Source organism: Bisbaumannia pacifica, from assembly GCF_007989625.1.
GTDB lineage: Bacteria > Pseudomonadota > Gammaproteobacteria > Pseudomonadales > Halomonadaceae > Bisbaumannia > Bisbaumannia pacifica.
On record NZ_BJUK01000029.1, the window covers coordinates 1 to 17,704 of the forward strand.

The 17,704-nt window shown below is 56.6% G+C and carries 11 protein-coding genes; all 11 read left to right on the forward strand.

The features are described 5' to 3' along the window. On the forward strand, positions 1-793 hold a 793-nt coding region (locus HPA02_RS12325; RefSeq protein ID WP_146803504.1), incomplete at its 5' end, for an OmpA/MotB family protein. Between the two features lie 424 nt (positions 794-1,217). Next, a complete protein-coding gene (locus tag HPA02_RS12330; protein WP_146803505.1) occupies positions 1,218-2,519 on the forward strand; it encodes a sensor domain-containing diguanylate cyclase in 1,302 nt (433 codons plus the stop codon). A 140-nt stretch (positions 2,520-2,659) separates the two neighbouring features. Further along, complete coding sequence (locus HPA02_RS12335; RefSeq protein ID WP_244945923.1) at positions 2,660-4,345, forward strand: putative bifunctional diguanylate cyclase/phosphodiesterase; 1,686 nt, start codon at positions 2,660-2,662, stop codon at positions 4,343-4,345. A gap of 224 nt (positions 4,346-4,569) precedes the next feature. After that, positions 4,570-5,931, forward strand: coding sequence for a flagellar filament capping protein FliD (gene fliD / locus HPA02_RS12340; protein WP_146803507.1), 1,362 nt, complete (start codon positions 4,570-4,572; stop codon positions 5,929-5,931). Between the two features lie 325 nt (positions 5,932-6,256). Continuing rightward, positions 6,257-7,078, forward strand: a complete 822-nt coding sequence (locus HPA02_RS12345; RefSeq protein ID WP_146803508.1) for a flagellin N-terminal helical domain-containing protein — start codon at positions 6,257-6,259, stop codon at positions 7,076-7,078. 143 nt (positions 7,079-7,221) lie between these two features. After that, positions 7,222-10,158 (forward strand): sulfotransferase, encoded by a 2,937-nt coding sequence (locus tag HPA02_RS12350; protein ID WP_186809980.1) that lies wholly within the window; start codon positions 7,222-7,224, stop codon positions 10,156-10,158. Between the two features lie 39 nt (positions 10,159-10,197). After that, a complete protein-coding gene (locus HPA02_RS12355) occupies positions 10,198-13,983 on the forward strand; it encodes an O-linked N-acetylglucosamine transferase family protein (protein ID WP_146803510.1) in 3,786 nt (1,261 codons plus the stop codon). Positions 13,984-14,015: 32 nt separating this feature from the next. Beyond that, entirely contained in the window at positions 14,016-14,786 is a 771-nt protein-coding gene (gene rfbF, locus HPA02_RS12360) for a glucose-1-phosphate cytidylyltransferase (protein ID WP_146803511.1), read from the forward strand. Positions 14,787-14,807: 21 nt separating this feature from the next. After that, entirely contained in the window at positions 14,808-15,857 is a 1,050-nt protein-coding gene (gene rfbG / locus HPA02_RS12365) for a CDP-glucose 4,6-dehydratase (RefSeq protein ID WP_146803512.1), read from the forward strand. A 44-nt stretch (positions 15,858-15,901) separates the two neighbouring features. Then, positions 15,902-16,459, forward strand: coding sequence for a dTDP-4-dehydrorhamnose 3,5-epimerase family protein (locus tag HPA02_RS12370; RefSeq protein ID WP_146803513.1), 558 nt, complete (start codon positions 15,902-15,904; stop codon positions 16,457-16,459). Then, complete coding sequence (locus HPA02_RS12375; RefSeq protein WP_146803540.1) at positions 16,459-17,679, forward strand: methyltransferase domain-containing protein; 1,221 nt, start codon at positions 16,459-16,461, stop codon at positions 17,677-17,679. The genes HPA02_RS12370 and HPA02_RS12375 overlap by 1 nt, the downstream gene beginning before the upstream one ends. Positions 17,680-17,704 lie beyond the last annotated feature (25 nt).

Sequence of the window (17,704 nt, forward strand, 5' to 3'; positions counted from 1 at the left end):
CCCCGCCGAGGGTGGCGCACCGCCCGCCGAGCTCTCCTTCTTCGCCCTGGCGGCGGCGCTGGAGGTGGCCGCGGGGCCGCGGGTGCCGGCGCCGCCGCGCCCGCACGGCCGTGATCCCCTCGATCTGCCGCGGCCCATCGACTGGACGCCGCCGCGTCCCGCCGCGCCGGCGCCGGCCCTGGTGGTGGCCAGCGTGCCCTTCGCCATGCCGCAGGGGGCGCCGGCGCTGCCGGCCCTGGCCCTTCACGACGGGTTCGACCCCGAGGCCTGGGACGACCTGACCCTGGTGGTCACCGAGCGGGCGCCGAGCAATACCCGGCGCCTCGATGCCGAGGCCCTGGCCGCCGCCGAGGGTCTCCAGGCGGGAGTGAGCGCTCGCCTCGATGAGGCCCGCGAGCTGCCCAGCCTGGAGGGGGTGGAGATCTCACCGGTGGCGGAGGGGCTCAACCTGCGCATTCAGGATCGGTTGCTCTTCGACAGCGCCACCGCCGAGCTGAGCGAGGCCGGACGCGAGCTGATCGCGCGCCTGGTGGCGATCATCCAGCGCTACGAGGGCACCGTCTCGGTGGAGGGGCACTCCGACGATCGGCCCATCTTCACCGACCGCTTCCCCTCCAACTGGGAACTCTCCTCGTCCCGGGCCATCGCCATCCTGCGCCAGCTGGAGGAGGCCGGCGTCGCCGCCTCGCGGCTGCGCGCCATTGGTTATGGGGCGACCCGTCCCCTGGCCGATAACGCCAGCGCCGAGGGGCGTGCCGCCAACCGCCGGGTGGAAGTGATCGTTCACTTATAACCCTTCGTGACCAGCCAAGGCTGGCCCTCCTAACTCAGGGGAGGGGCTATGCTGCCCCCTCGAGTCACCACCGTGGTTTCCGTGGGGCGCGGATTTCGCCGGTCCGACGCCTCGGCGATTCGCCCGCAGGGCGGTCCCCGGCGTCGCTGGGGCGACTGCGTCGCCCAATCGTACGGCGGAGCCGGACTCCCACCACCCCGCGATAAGCTCATTCCCTCTTTGTTGATCTACATCAACCCGCATCGGTGATAACTCGCCTACTTTCGTTATTTCGAATGTTGCCTCGACCCAGGGAAGACCTCGTCCAGGGAGGGGGCGCCGATACGAGGTATCGGCGCCAAGCGAGCGATCTGCGCTTAGGATGGATCGCGTCCGAATCACGGGATGGAGCCCGGCACAATAACAACTAGGGAGTTCTCAGCAGATGCAGGAGCCTATTCGGGAATTGGAGTGCCCGCCAAGGGATCGGCTCGAACCGTTCGCTACCACCGCCGCCGATTGCCGCCTGCTGGCCATCGCCATCGAGCAGAGCCCGGTGGCCACGGCGATCACCGACGCCGAGGGACGCTTCGAGTTCGTCAATCGACGCTTTATCGAGGTCACCGGCTATCGCCGCGATGAGTTGCTGGGCCAGACCCCATCATTGATCAAGTCGGGGCATACTCCGCTGGCGGTCTATCAGTCGTTGTGGCGCACCCTCGAGGCCGGCGAGGTGTGGTGTGGCGAGTTGCTCAACCGCAAGAAGAGCGGCGAACTCTACTGGGAGGCGGAGATCATCACTCCGGTGCGCGATGAGGCCAGCGGCGCGGTGCGCTATGTGGTGGTCAAGGAGGACATCACCCAGCGCAAGCGCCACGAGAGCGAGCTGCGCCTGCTGGCCACCGCCTTCGAGACCGGTCAGGCGACCCTGATCACCGATGCCGAGATGCGCATCGAGCGGGTCAATGCCGCCTTTACCGCCATCACCGGCTACCGCGCCGAGGAAGTGATCGGCGAGACGCCGCGCCTCTTCAAGTCGGGACGCCACGACGACGCCTTCTATGCGGCGCTGTGGGAGGCGCTATTGAGTACCGGCCACTGGCAGGGGGAAATCTGGAATCGCAACAAGGCCGGGGAGGTCTACCCGCTCTGGCAATCGATCACCGCGGTGCGTGACGATCACGGTGAGATCCGCAATTTCGTGGCGGTGTTCCATAACATCAGCGAGCGCAAGCGCATGGAGCGCGAGCTGGCTCGCCAGGCGACCCGGGACCACCTTACCGGGGCGCTCAACCGCCGCGGCTTCGATGACGCCCTGGAAGCGGCCCTGGCCGAGGCGCGGTGTCTCGGTCGACCGTTGTCGCTGTTGATCTTCGATATCGATCACTTCAAGGCGGTCAACGACTGCCATGGCCATGACCGCGGCGATGCCATCCTTCAGGCGCTGGCGCACCGGGTGCAGGCCGCCCTGCGTTCCAGCGACCTGCTGGCACGCTGGGGCGGCGAGGAGTTTACCCTGCTGCTGCCGGGCACCGATGCCTCGGGCGCCAGGGCGATCGCCGAGCGGCTGCGCCAAATGGTGGCGAGTGCCCGTTTCGCGGGGCTCGGGGTCACCATCAGCCTGGGAGGAAGCGGCTATCGTCGCGGCGACTCGGGGGGGGAATTGCTGCAACGAGCCGATGCGGCCCTCTATCGGGCCAAGGGACTGGGGCGCAACCGGGTGGTGATGGATGGTCAAGGCGAATGATTTAGTGTTGAATCCTGATATAACAAGCACAATGTCACCGGCTAAGGAGCCCTAGTATGTGTCCTTCTCAAGGGCTGGTGCCGGAGCGGAAGACAGGTCCGAGCGTCGGGCCGGGCGAGCGTCGACACGACGCGCGGCGCGTGCCGTTGCCCCAGGCCGAGCAGGCGTTTTTCGACGCCAGCGAGGCGATGCTGATCACCGATGCCGCCCAGCGCATCCTGGCGGTGAACCCCGCCCTGGAGGCCCTGGTGGGCCTCGATGAGGCGACGCTCAGGGGGCGCTCGCCGGACTGTTTCGTGGCTCCCCAGCAGGGCGCCTCCCAATGCCTGGCGGACTGGCAGCTGCTGCTCCAGGAGGAGCAGGGGCGCCTGGAAATGCTGCTCCATGATGCCCGGGGCGCTGCCCGGCCGGCGCTGTTCTCCTTCCGCCGGGTGCGCGATGCCGCCGGCGCCGTCTCCCACCATGTGGTGACCCTGACCGCCCTGGATCGCGCCCTGAGTGAGCCCCGCCGGCGCGCCAGTCGTGAGGCCTACTTCGATGCCCTGACCGGGCTGCCCAACCTGCGCCTGGTCACCCAGCTATTGCAGGATGCCATCGCCCATGCCCAGGGGGCCGGCGAGACGCTGGCGGTGTGTTGCCTGGATATCGATCACTTCAAGCGCCTCAATGACCAGTTAGGGGAACTGGCCGGCGATCGGCTGCTGGCCAGCTTCGCCCGGCGCGTCAGCCATCTGCTGGCCGGCGACGAGGTGCTGGCGCGTATCGGTGGCGACGAGTTCGTGCTGCTGCTGCATCGCCAGCCCGACGAGGCCTTCCTGGAGCGGCTGCTGACGGCGATCCGTCAGCCGCTGCTGCTGGATGGCCAGTCGCTGCGCCTGACCGCCAGCATCGGCGTGACCCTCTACCCCGATGACGAGCAGGAGGGCGACGTCCTGCTGCGGCACGCCACCCAGGCCATGTATCGGGCCAAGCAGCGTGGCCGTAACACCTACCACCGTTTCGATCCCGGCCATGATCGCCAGCTACAGGTGCGCCAGGCCCAGCGCGAGCGTTTCGCTCGGGCCATCGACAACGACGAGCTGTGCCTCTACTACCAGCCCCAGGTGGACATGGGCAGCGGCCGGGTCACCGGCCTGGAGGCCCTGGTTCGCTGGCAGCACCCCGAGCGTGGCCTGCTGGCGCCCGGGGAGTTCCTGCCGGTGGTGGAGGGGACGCCCCTGGCGGCATCGCTGGGTGAGTGGGTAATCCAGCGGGCCCTGAGTCAACTGAGTGCCTGGCAGGAGGCCGGCATCGAGCTTCCGGTCAGCGTCAATATCAGTCCGGTGCATCTGCTGCAGGCGGATTTCGTGGTGCGCCTGGAGCAGCTGCTGGCGCACTACCCGCAGGTGGCTCCGCAGCGGCTCAAGCTGGAGGTGCTGGAGAGCGCCGCCATGCACGATATCCAGGCCGCCCTGGAGGCGATTCATCGCTGCAAGGCACTGGGTATCGCCACCGCCATCGACGACTTCGGTACCGGCTTCTCCTCGCTCACCTACCTGCGTCAGCTGCCGGTGGACCTGATCAAGATCGACCAGAGCTTCGTGCGCGATATGCTGGTGGATGCCAACGACATGGCCATCGTCGAGAGCGTGATCTACATGGCCAAGCGCTTCGGCCGACCGATGCTCGCCGAGGGGGTGGAGACCCTGGAACATGCCCGGGCCCTGGCCGGCCTGGGCTGTCTTCAGGCCCAGGGCTACGGTATCGCCCGGCCCATGCCGCCGGAGCAGTTGCCCACCTGGCTGGCCACCTGGCCGGGACGGGGCGAGTGGCAGCGCCTGGGCTGATTCGGCCACCCCGCGGCACGGCCGGGTTCCCACAGGCCACCGTCGAGCCACTGGGGTTTTGTAGGAGCACGCTTTAGCGGCGCTCCGACGCCTCGGCGATTGGCGCCGTAAGGCGTCCCGGCGCCGGCTACTGGTCGCTCGTTGGAATTTTCCCCTAAAGTGTTTGCGCCACCAGCCGATAGTACGGTCAGGAACCTAGTTGATACCTAAGGGAGTCGCGTCGTATGGCAATTTCTGCACTCGGGGTGGGGTCGGGCCTCGACCTGAATGGCTTGCTGGATCAGTTACGCTCGGCCGAACGCCAGAAGCTGCAGCCGATCGTCGAGCAGCGTACCCAGGAACAGGCCAAGATCTCCGCCTATGGGCGCCTGCAAACCGGCCTGGATAAGTTCCAGGATGCGGTCAGCAAGCTGAACGACGCCTCCTTTTACCAGAGCATGACCAGCGAGGTGTCCGGCGACGGCGTCAATGCCATCGCCGGAGAGGACGCCGTCGCCGGACGCTATGAGGTCAGCGTGACCCAGGTCGCCAAGACCGGGAGCCTGGCGTCCCAGGGCGTGGCCAACAGCAGCGATCCGCTGGTGGGCGCGGGAGGCGACACCCTGACGCTGAGTTTCGAGGGCAAGGCCGACGTCGATATCGCCCTCGAGGAGGGCTGGTCCCTCGACCAGGTGCGCGATGCGATCAATGCCGACCCGGATGCAGGAGTGAGTGCGTCGATCATTAATGACGGCAGCGCGAACGGCTACCGGCTGGTTCTCAACTCTACCGAGTCGGGCTTCGATGCCGGCATCAAGAACATGACCTTCGGCAATACCGCCTTGGCGGAAGACGCCACCACCCACCAGGCCGGGCAAAATGCCTCCCTGGAGATCAACGGGATTGCCATTACCAGCGCTTCCAATACCGTGGAGGGAGCCATTCAGGGCATCACCCTCGAGCTGGATGCCAGCGCCGAAGGCAAGACGGCCACGGTGGTGATCGAGCAGGATAGCGAGGCCCTCAAGGAGGCCGTTCAGGAGTTCGTCACCGCCTATAACGAGATGAAGTCCACCGTCGGTCGCATGACCGCGGTGACCGGTGATGTCGAGACCGCTGGCGAGCTGGTGGGGGATCGTACCGTGCGTACCATCCAATCACGCCTAAGCGGTGATCTCGGCGATATGGTGGCCGGTGGCGACATCGAGCTCTTCTCGCAGATGGGCATTTCGCTGACCCCCAAGGGGCGACTGGAGATCGATGAGGCCAAGCTCGACGAGGTGATTGCCACCAACCCCCAGGGGCTGGCCGATTTCTTCGCTGGGGATAGTGAAGAGGCCGGCATGGCCGGGCGTCTCGAGGCGACGCTGGACCAGGTGCTGGACAGCGAAGGTATCCTCAAGCGCTCCATCGATAGCTCCGAGGGACGGGTGGAGCGCCTGGAGGAGCGCTTCGAGCGGACCGAGCTGCGAATCGAAGGCACCGTCGAGCGCTATCGCAAGCAGTTCGCTCAGCTCGATGCCATGATGGCGCGGATGAACTCGACCAGCGCCTATCTCGGCCAGCAGTTCGATATGTTGAGTGCGCAACTCGCCAGTAACAAGTAACTGCCTCGTCAGATCGCCACGGGCCCGATATCTATCGGGCCCGTGGTGTTTGTGATTGTCGCTATAGCGCGTCCGCCCCATGTTCCGCCTGATTCAGGCCGCCATCGGAGCTACCACTCGGGCCTTTCGGGCGGTGATGGTCAGCCGAAGTGGGGGAAGAGAATAAGCCTAAGGCCCTTGGCAGAAAAAAATTCACTCCGGCCCTAAAGTCCCGTCGGCGTTGGCCGTTAATTAGGGTAACGGCCAACGGCGCCGTTGCGGCAGGCCCCACCGATGCATGGCTCGGGGCGGCCAATGGAGCCCTCAACGCAAGAAGGAAATCACCATGTCCGTGATCAATACCAACATCACTGCCCTGATCGGTCAGAACAACCTGCGCACTTCCCAGGATATGCTGGCCAAGGCCCAGGAGCGCCTCTCCTCTGGTTTGCGCATCAACAGCGCCGCCGATGATGCTGCTGGCCAGGCCATCGCCAACCGCATGTCTGCCCAGATTACCGGCATGGGCCAGGCGCAGCGTAACGCCAACGACGGCGTCTCCCTGGTACAGACCATGGAAGGTGGCCTGAACCAGATCAGCGACAACCTGCAGCGTATCCGCGAGCTGGCGGTCCAGGGCGCAAACGATACGCTCTCCGCCGAAGACCGCTCTTCCATCCAGCTGGAAATCGATGAGCGTGCCAGCGAGATCACTCGTATCGCCGGTGCGACCACCTTCAACGGTACCTCCCTGCTGGATACTGCCGCGACCCTGGATATCCAGGTCGGCGCCAACACCAATGCGGGTATCGACGATATCTCCGTCAACACCGTCGATGTCGATGCCACCGCCCTGAGCGTGAATGCCCTGAGCGTTGCCGACTTCACCAATGCTCAGAGCGCCATCGATGCGGTTGACAGCGCCCTGCAGACCATCGACGACGAGCGTGCGACTCTGGGTGCCACCCTGAACCGCTTCGACTCCGTGGTCGAGAACCTGACCACCAACATGACCAACCTCACCGAGGCCCGTTCGCGCATCGAGGATGCCGACTACGCCGTGGAGGTTTCCAACATGACCCGCGCCAACATCCTGCAGCAGGCGGGCACCTCCATGTTGGCCCAGGCCAACCAGACTCCGCAGAGCGTGTTGTCGCTGCTGGGTTAAGTCTGACCAGCGAGATCTTCCCTGGCGCTCAGCCATGGAGAGAAAGGCCGCCATCAAGGCGGCCTTTTTTTGCCTTTCTTCGGGCCGGTTACGTTGTTTAATGGCATAAGCCCCATTATTACCAGTCCGATATGAGAGGAATCATGGCCGCAAAGAAGAGCCAGCGCCGCGCCTCGGCGGGTCGTCGACGCGCCGCTAAGCCAAACGCCCCCCACGCCGCTCAGCTGGCCGATGTGCTTGCCGACACACGTCAGGCCAGGATCCAGGGGCTGCTGGCGCAGCAGCCTGCCGATAGCGAAGCACGTCGGCGCATCGGCCTCGAGCTACTGCAGCTCAAGTCCTACCGTCATGCCCAGCTCTATCTCGAGGAGGCCTTAGCGGATCTTCCCGAGCGGCTCGATATCCTCTCGGGACTGGGCCAGGCCTGTCTCTATACCAATGATCCCGAACGTGCCCTGGGCCATATCGAACGAGCCCTGCCCCAGGCACCCGAGCGCTTCGACTTGCTCTACCTCAAGGGAATGGCACTACTCGGGTGTCAACGCATCGACGAGGCCTTGGCACTCTTCGAGTACTGTGTCGAGATCGCCCCCGACTCCCCCAAGGCCCTGACGGTGCTCTCCCGCCATGTGCCTCTGCGTAGCGAGCAATGGGACTACCTGGTATCCGTGGCGGCCGATGCCTCGGTTGCCACGGAAGAGCGAGTCGATGCCCTCTTTGCCCTCGGCAAGCGTGACCTCAATCAGGGGCGGCTGGAGGATGCCTTCAACCATTTTGATACGGCGAATCGACTCTTCCTGCCATTGGCGCCGGCCAATGGTCTGCCCTGGAGAAAACTGCTGGGATATGTCGCCGGCACCTACCCAGAGGGGCTCTTCGAGCGCTTTGCCGAGACCGCCAGTGATCAGGTACCGGAGCTGTTTATCGTTGGCCCATCCCGTTCTGGCAAGAGCCTGGTGGAGTCGATACTGGCCCAGCACCCATCTGTCATCAAGGGAGGGGAGCGTTTCGAGTTCATGGACTATGTCCGTGAGTCGGCGAGCGCCCATGAGACCCTGAATGGCTTTATCGAGGCCCTCTCGCCCGGGGACATGCCGGAACTATCCCAAGGCTACCTGAACCGTGCGGGCCACAAGGGGAAAATGGTAACGAATACCCACCCGGACTCGATCTTCGTGCTGGGGATCCTCGGGTTGATGTTTCCCAAGACCCCGATCGTCTTCTGCATGCGCAACCTGCTCGACATGGGCATGGCCGCCTATTTCACCAAGTATGATACCGGCAACCAGCAGAGTTACGATCTTCACACCTTGGGTGAATATATCGCCAGCTACGAAAAGGCGATGCAACACTGGGCCAATGTCCTTCCCAACCCCATCCTGATGGTCGAGTACTCCGAGCTGGTCAAGGACCCGGAGCAGGTGGCGCGTAATCTTTACCACTCTCTCGGGCTGGATGAATATCGTCATGACGATCGGCTTCGTGAGCAGGCGACTCGCCTGCTGGATCAGCTAGGGCCGGCCGACTCGGTGGAAGTGCCGACTCGGCTCCACTCCCGCTTCGACGGCCTAGGGGAGTTACTGATCGAGCAACTGGCGCCGCTGATCGCCGGCTACCGCGGTGTGGCCGAGTCGGCCTCGATGGAGGAAAGGGCCAAGCAGCAGCGCTTGATTCAATTGTACGAGGCACTGATCGAGCGCCAGAAGGAAGCCAATGTGCATGGCATCGTGGGGGTGGTGAACCGCCTCCTCGAACTCGATCCGGGGCAGCCTGAACTCAAGGCGCTCCTGGGTACCTATGTCTCCCAGTCGGGCCGCCATCAGCAGGGCCTGGAGCTGCTGCTTCAGGCCGGGGAGATGAGCCCGCAGGATCGCAATATCCAGATTCAGCAGGTCGAAGCACTGCTACGCGCCCAGGCCTGGCAACAAGCCGACAGCATCCTGCGGACCTGGCCAGAAAATGATGCCGTCACTTGTCAGCTGCAACTCCAGGCTTTCGTCGATCGTCACCATGCCGAACTCCAGAGGCACCGACGAATCGAGCCTACCGTCAATGAGCTGGAGGTGGCCAGGGGGTGGCTGTCTCGACTCAAGGCGGCCTCCCAGCCTAGTCCCATCGTGACCTCCCTCGAAGCCAGTCTTGAAGGCTTGGCGCGAAATGAGCAGTCGATTGAGCTTCATGAAATGGCCCTCTCAATGCTGGCAGCGGCGGGAGAAAGCGACGGACGGCATCAGACCCAAGAGGCCAAGTGTCGGCTCCAATACGCTTCCACTCTATTGCTGCTGGAGCGAGTCGAAGCGGCTATTGAGATGCTTCACGCCATCAGTCGCATTCACCCCTACTCTCTGGATACCCAGCAGGCCTACCAGCGATTTACCACTTGGCTGGGTGATAGCAGCGAAGCGGTGCATCGCGAATGGGCGGGACTGCATGGGCTGCTGGAGCGGCAATGGCAGAGTTACTCTCAAGACGATTTGCAGTTTAGCTTTGGTGACTTCGGGTTGCCCTATCAAGGCTATGCCCGTGTCGCCTTGCCGGGAAGCCGTCCCACCGAAGCGCGAATCGAAGCCTACAAGCTTCGAGATCACCTTGCGGCACTCAAGGAGAAAAAAGGTAGCGTCAGTGCCCTGGATATTGGCTGCAACCACGGTTTCCTCCTATTGGAACTGGCAGATCAGCTGGACCACGGTACGGGCTTTGACATTAGCCCGACCTGCATCGAGGTGGGCAATACCGTCGCTAGACATTTGAAGATTGACAATATCAGCCTATCTGCCCAGACCTTCGAAAGCTTTATGGCCGAGCAGCCGGAGCGCCATGATCTCTTGATAGCCTGCGCGGTACATCGCTGGATCGGACTGCCAATGCCCGAGTTTGGACGACACCTCCATTCGTTGCTCTCAAAAGACGGACTGTTACTGCTGGAAAGTCAAGGGATTCGCCGTACCACCATGACCGAGCAGGACTTCGATGACAAGGTGAAGCAGATCTGTGCCAAGGGCTTTGAGCAGCTTGACCGTGGGGCACTTTGCGATGATGGCGTTAATTACCGTGAATTTTATATTCTGCGAAAGCGCTGATCTTCTTTCGTGACTTTTATAGCTTGGCAGAAGGCTGATATGAGAAAAGATTCTTCCTCTCGAAATTCCAAGGGCAGCGGCATGGGTAGGAAAAAGGCCCTTCACCCAAGCCATATCAAGCGATTCTTGGAACTGCAGCAATCGGGGGATCTCAAATCTGCCCTGGCTTATGCAGAGCAGCTCTCATCGCAGTTTCCGGAATCACCACAAGCGTGGGAGCTGTACGCCAATGGCCTAGCCGTGCTAGGGAGATTGAGAGAGGCCGCGGCGGCCATGGAGCGCGTCGTGGAAACCTCGCCGGTGGCTAATCCCCCTCAATGGCTGAAGTTGGCTCAGTACCTGATACTGGGGGGGGAGGCCAAAAAAGCCATCGCTTCTCTCGAACGCGTTGTGTCTCATCAGCCTGAAAATGTCGAAGCACTCGCGTGGTTAAGTCGCGCTTATTATGAAATGGATGATACATCGAGTGGGATCTCGGTAAGTGATCGTGCCTTAGCCATCGACCCTTTGCATGAGGAAACCCTGGTCTGGAGGGCGCGCATCCAGGATCGGCTCAAGCAGCATGAGCCCGCTCTGGAAACGCTAGGAAGGCTTCTGGATGTTGCGCCTAAGCGTGTCGGTGTCAATAATCATATTGCTAGCCTTTATGTAAAGGAGGGGGATTATTCTAACGCGGAAAAATATTTCAATAACGAGCTCGAGCTCTCTCCGGATAATGGAAGGTTGTTATGCAACCGTTTCATAGCCAATCACTATAATCCCGGCTATAGTTTGGAAGACCTGTTCTACCAGGCGGTGGAGTGGGATAAGAAGTTTTCTTCCACTTCGGTCGTCAAGCGTGCCAGCACGCTCTTGGATCCCGAAAAGCAGTTACGAATTGGCTTGCTCTCCGGAGGGTTTCGCACGCATCCGGTAGGGCAGATGATTTTGCCCGCGTTGAATAACTTGAAATCAGAGGAATGCTTTCTGGTTGCGTATAGCACGAATCAGAAAGGAGATGCCCTTACTGGGGAGATTAAAGACGCCGTAGATGAGTGGAAAGTCGTCGAAGGCCTGAGCGACGAACAGCTTGATAAATTAATACGCGATGATTCTATCGATGTTTTGATAGACATGAATGGTGCCGGGGAGGGCTCCCGCTACGGCACGCTGGTGAAGGAACCGGCACCACTCTTGGTCAAGTGGGTGGGAACACTGATCAATACGACGGGCCTAGCCTGTATGGACTACTTGATCAGCGATCATGTGGAGACGCCGGAAGGAGTCGATCAATTTTATACTGAAAAGCTGATAAGACTTCCGGATGATTATATCTGCTACCGAGCCCCGGACTATATTCCCGACTGTGGCGAGCTGCCGGTCCTGAAAAATGGATACATTACTTTCGGCTGCTTGAATAATCCTGCCAAGCTATCTCCTCCCATGTTGGCTGAATGGGCCAAGCTACTCGAAGAAGTACCCAATAGTAAGCTGCTATTACGCGGTATTCAATTCGAGAGCCAGCGGTTTTGCGACAAGCTCAGAGAGGCTTTCGCCAAGCATGGCATCGGTAGTGACCGACTCCTTTTGGAAGGTGGGGCTAAACACCGGCAGTTTATGGCGACCTACCAACGCATCGATATCGCGCTGGATACTTGGCCCTATTCTGGCGGACTGACGACTTGTGAGGCCTTGGTGATGGGGGTTCCCGTAGTAACCCGAGTCGGCCCCACCTTCGCCGGGCGACATAGTGCGACCCATTTGTCGGCAGTCGGTCTCGACGAGTTGGTAGCAGAAAGCTGGGATGATTTTATTCATCAGGCGGTGGGCTTGGCGACTGATTTAGATGCTTTATCCAGGCTGCGTTGCTCCTTGCGCTCGCGTGTAATGGCTTCGCCACTATGTGATGGTCCTCGCTTCGCTTCTCATTTCTATAATGCTTTGCGTGCCATCTGGCAGCGCCACTGCCAGGGGAGGGCTCCCGAACGGCTGAATTTTGATAAGTCTGGGAATGCCTGGTTTGGTGAGCAGAAAGATAATCCTGTCGAAGTGGTAAAAGCAGCTGCTGATGTAGTAAATACACAAGTTGAATCAGGGGATGACTCTCAGGATGAAAGGTTTGATTGGGAGTTGACTGAGCCAGTTACCGTTATCGATAATACCGCTAGATTGGCATATCACCCGGAATGCTCAAGAGCGGTTGCCGAAAAAAAGTTGGCAGTTATTTGTTTCGACCCGGCCAATCAGCTGGAAAAGCGCGCAAATGCGCTGGCCTTTCAGGGGGATTTTCACCACTTCCCATATGCCGTGCTCGGGGATGGCAGTCCCAGGGTTGTGTATGACCATGGTGACGGTTCCCTGTCCACGCTGAGTCGGCGGAGTATTTTGGATGAGAATAAGAGTCATATCATCCTTGATGGCTCGGAGGAAGAAACCAGAATAAATACTGTGGCACTGGATCATATTGAGGGGATTCCAAACCTCGATGTGCTGATCCTTGATGAGCTTCATGATACTTTGTCCATTCTTGATAATGGCGTCAAGGCGGTAAAGAATACCCTGGCGATTGAGGTGGCGGTAGTCTTCTCCACCCAAAATCATGGAAAGCTGGAGATAGGGAAAGCCATTCAGTGGATGGAGAAGCATGGCTTCAGATTTCATAGTTTAACTAAAATGGACTACCGGTGTCATTTTCCTGAACATCTGGAACAGGTTGAAGGTTTCGCCTCGGAACTGGAATGGGGTAATGCACTTTTTATTCCCTCCTCGGATAGGTTGGATCAACTTTCCGAGATGGAAAACAAAAAACTAGCATATGTTCTTGATGTTTTTTTCGGGATTAAAGATCTGTCTTTCCGGCTATTGGAAAAGATGGGAGGACAGACTGCCAGGAAATATGGAATACATATCGGCGCCCTTTCACCAACTGACTCGCCAGCTTTTCCGGTTAAGGATGGCCACGGGGCTTCATTTGTATCTTGCGTAGATGACTTGAAGTGCAAAAAAGTAGGCAAGAAACTTTGTGTCGGTGTCCCCGTTTATAATGAAGAAAAATATATTAGAAGAACTATAAGGTCACTCAAGGAGCAGGATTTTGAAGATGTCAGCTTCCTGATCTCTGATAACTGCTCGACCGATCGCTCGCTTTCAATCGTCCTTGAGGAAGTTTGTGGCGATGAGCGATTTGAAGTTTTCAAGCATGAAAAAAATATTGGCGGGTATGCCAACTTCGAGTTTTTGTTTCGTTCTACTAATTCAGAGTATTTCATGTGGCTAGGCGGTCATGACTATTTATCTAAAGGCTATTTAACTCGAGTGGTAAGTGAGATTGAAGCTGATAATAGCTTGTCAATGGTCTGTGGTTATCCCTTTGGAGTCGTTGATGATGGCCGTATAGAAACGCCTGTCGAAAAGGCTGTTTATAACTTTAATAACGATGCTCTTCCTGAAGTTAGGTATCTTGAATCAGTTGCCAAGATCTCTAACTGTACAGTTTTTCATTCTGTATTCCGCCGGCGGCTACTCAGGGGGTTCGAGTTTAGGAAAACTATTTCCGCAGACCATGTGCTTCTGAGCCATCTTCTTTGGTTCGGTGGGATAAAGCAAATTTCAGATGTGAAGTATATTAGGCGATATTTTTCCTCAAGAGATCAAAGCCAGTCCCAGCGAATATCTGGAGAGAACAAGGTTCTCGAAAGAGATGACTTTTTTAAATACTATGAAGATGGGTTGAGGCTTCTGTATAAAATAAATGAAAGTAGCGTAAAAGTCCCTTTCTCGATAATGTTGAAGAATGTTTCAGAGGTTCTTGATATTCGTTTTTCAAAAAAAACGGTCTCGCAGTGATGGTTTTTTGTGATGCTTTTTAGGGGGTTAAAGTGAAGTGTGTTATCCTTGCCGGTGGTCTAGGCACAAGAATTTCAGAGGAAACTCACGCAAAGCCAAAGCCAATGGTTGAAATTGGTGGAAAACCTATTCTTTGGCATATTATGAAGATGTATTCTTCTCATGGTGTCAATGAGTTCATCGTCTGCTGTGGCTATAAAGGATATTTAATAAAAGAGTATTTTTCTAATTATTTTTTGCATATGTCTGATGTGACATTCGATATGCAAAATAATGAAATGGAGGTTCATCAAAAGAAGGCCGAACCTTGGAAGGTGACACTGGTGGATACCGGTGATCACTCAATGACCGGTGGTCGACTGAAGAGAGTTTCTGGTTACCTCGAAGAAGATGATTGCTTCTGTTTTACTTATGGCGATGGCGTAAGTGATATAGATATTGCAGAAGAGGTTGCCTACCACAAGTCTCACGGGAAGCTTGCTACTGTTGCTGCTGTGCAGCCTCCGGGAAGGTATGGTGCCCTTCGGTTGATGGGAAACGATGTAGTTGGTTTTATGGAAAAGCCACGTGGTGACGGAGGGTTGATTAATGGTGGATTTTTCATTCTCTCCAAAGAATGTCTTAGCTTGATTGCCGACGATACGACATCCTGGGAAGCGGATCCATTGATGCGGCTCGCCGAGCAGGGCCAACTGATGGCATTTGAACATCATGGATTCTGGCAGCCGATGGACACCCTACGTGATAAAAACTATCTCGAAACCCTATGGGGCAGCGGTAGGGCGCCTTGGAAACATTGGTAACTCTCCATAAGGGGAACATGCATGAATTTTTGGCATGGAAAACGAGTGCTTCTTACGGGGCATACCGGCTTCAAGGGAAGCTGGTTAGGTTTATGGTTGAGTCGGCTAGGTGCCGAAGTTACGGGGATTAGCTTATCTCCTGTGACTCAGCCTAACCTTTTCACGCTACTATCAAGCGACGCTTTCTTGGATAGCCGTATTCTAGATGTTCGTGATGCATCCTCGGTTGCTAAGATCGTTAAAAGCTGCAGTCCGGAAATCGTTTTTCATTTGGCGGCCCAGCCATTAGTCAGAGATAGCTACCAAGATCCAATTAATACTTACTCCACTAATGTGCAAGGGACTGTAAATGTTCTCGATGCGTGTCGCGAGGTCGAAAGCTGCCGCGTTATAGTCGTTGTCACGACTGATAAGGTTTACCATAATCCAGGTGATTCCTTCCCTTTTCGTGAAACGGATGCCTTGGGTGGGCATGATCCGTATAGTGCAAGTAAAGCCGCCTGTGAAATAGTCGTCTCCAGTTATCGTGAGGCATTTTTAAAGAATAGAGGTATTGCCGTCGCTTCCGCTCGGGCCGGGAATGTCATTGGTGGTGGAGACTGGTCAAGAGATCGACTGATTCCTGATGCCGTGCGTGCCTGGGAAGGTAGTGGTTCGTTACATGTTCGTAACCCTCAGTCTATTAGGCCGTGGCAGCATGTTTTGGACCCGCTCTGGGGATACCTTGAACTCGCAAGAAGCTTATGGGACTGTCCTCAATTATCGGATGCTTATAATTTTGGGCCCAATCCTCATGAGGCAGCGACGGTTCGCGAAGTAATAGAGCAGGCATGCCTTGCTTTTCCGTCTGGGACGACTGTTTGGGGAGAGGTTGATCAAGGCCCACATGAAGCCAGTTGGCTAGCGCTAGACAATACTCGCGCGAGAACTCGTCTCGGGGTTAAGCCACGCTGGACACTAGAGAAATGCTTGAGTCAAACCATGTCTTGGTACCGAAAATATTATGAAGGTGAATCGGCAGGCTCGCTTTGTGAGAATGATATTGATGCCTTCGAATTGACCGAAATTTGAGTTTCTCGACAATATGGGTGTTGTCTTCATGCAAGGTATGTATCATGACTAGACTGACTCTCTCGGAGACGAGTATTCCAGACCTCTCTTTATTGATTCGGCATCCTGTGGGTGATGATCGGGGTTTTATGGAGCGCCTTTTTTGCGTTGATGAACTGTCTCTGGTTATCGGGGGGGGGAGAATTTCTCAGATAAACCGGAGTATGACGGCAAATTCTGGTACCTTGCGAGGCATGCATTTTCAGTACCCTCCTTATTCAGAAAAGAAAATTGTTACTTGCTTGAAGGGAGAGATCTTTGACGTGGCGATTGACCTGCGTAGAGGGTCCCCGACGTTTTTATCGTGGCATGGTGAGTTCTTGAAAGCATCCGGCCATACCAGCCTGGTGATTCCTGAAGGCTTTGCACATGGGTTTCAGACCATGACGGATGATTGTGAAGTGATTTATTTTTGTACGAATAAATATTTCCCTGAAGCGGAGGGCGGGATCGATGCCCTGGACCCTAGGGTATCCATCGAGTGGCCCCTTTGTATCTCGGAGAGGTCCGCTAGAGATAAAACTCATCCGTGGCTTACGAATGATTTTCTGGGGGTTGAATGATGAAGTGTCGGCATTGTGCTTCTCCACTCGAGCATGTGTTTTTAGACCTTGGTTTCGCTCCGCCATCTAATGCTTACTTGTTTAGCGATGACCTATCGCTTCCAGAAATATCATATCCTCTCAAACTATATGTGTGTGAAAACTGTTGGCTCGTTCAGACGCAGGATTTTATACCTGCCGAGGGTCTGTTTGATAAGGATTACTCTTATTTTTCCTCTGTTTCATCTAGTTGGCTAAGGCATGCCAGGGATTTTTGTGAATCAATGAAGTCAAGGCTGTTTCTGGATAACGAAAGCTTTGTTGTTGAGATAGCCTCTAACGATGGGTATTTACTGAAAAATTTTGTTGACATGGGGGTTCCTTGCTTAGGCGTCGAACCTACGGAAAAAACCGCCGAGATGGCCGAAAAGCAGGGCGTCGCTACAATAAGGAGGTTTTTTGATCATGACTTTTCTGAAGAACTGGTAAAAGAAAAGGGTCAAGCCGACCTTGTCGTGGCTAACAATGTCTATGCTCATGTGCCGGACATCAACGACTTTACTTTAGGCTTGGCTGCTATCTTGAAGCCAAAAGGGACCTTGGTGTTAGAGTTTCCACACCTGACGAGAATGATTGAAGGAGATCAATTCGATACGGTGTATCATGAGCATTTCTCATATTTTTCACTGTTCACAGTCAATAGGATTTTCCGTGAATGTGGTTTAAAGCTGGTTGATGTAGATGAACTTCCAACACATGGTGGGAGCCTGAGAGTCTACGGCGCCCATGAGGCCGACACCCGAGCAATATCGGATTCTGTAGCGGCTATTTTGGAAAGAGAAAAGTCTTGTGGTTTGCAGCAACTATCGACATACCTCGGTTTTAATAAAAGAGCCGAGAGAATAAAGGTGGCATTCCTTGACTACTTGATTGATCGATATAAAGCGGGCCGAGTCGTCGTAGGCTATGGAGCTGCTGCAAAAGGGAATACTCTTCTTAATTATTCAGGAGTGAAGAAGGATCTGCTTCCTTTTATTGTCGACGCCGCGCCATCCAAGCAAGGAAAATTTCTTCCAGGTAGTCATATTCCAGTTCTCAATCCCGACGCTTTATGGGTGGAGAATATTGATGAAGTGATTATATTTCCTTGGAATATTTCCGATGAAATAAAGGAGCAGCTCTCCGGGTTGTCGGAAAAAGGGGTTGCTGTTTCTACCCTTTTTGAAGTGATTGAAATATGACCGCCATGGGGTCGGTTTTTTAGTT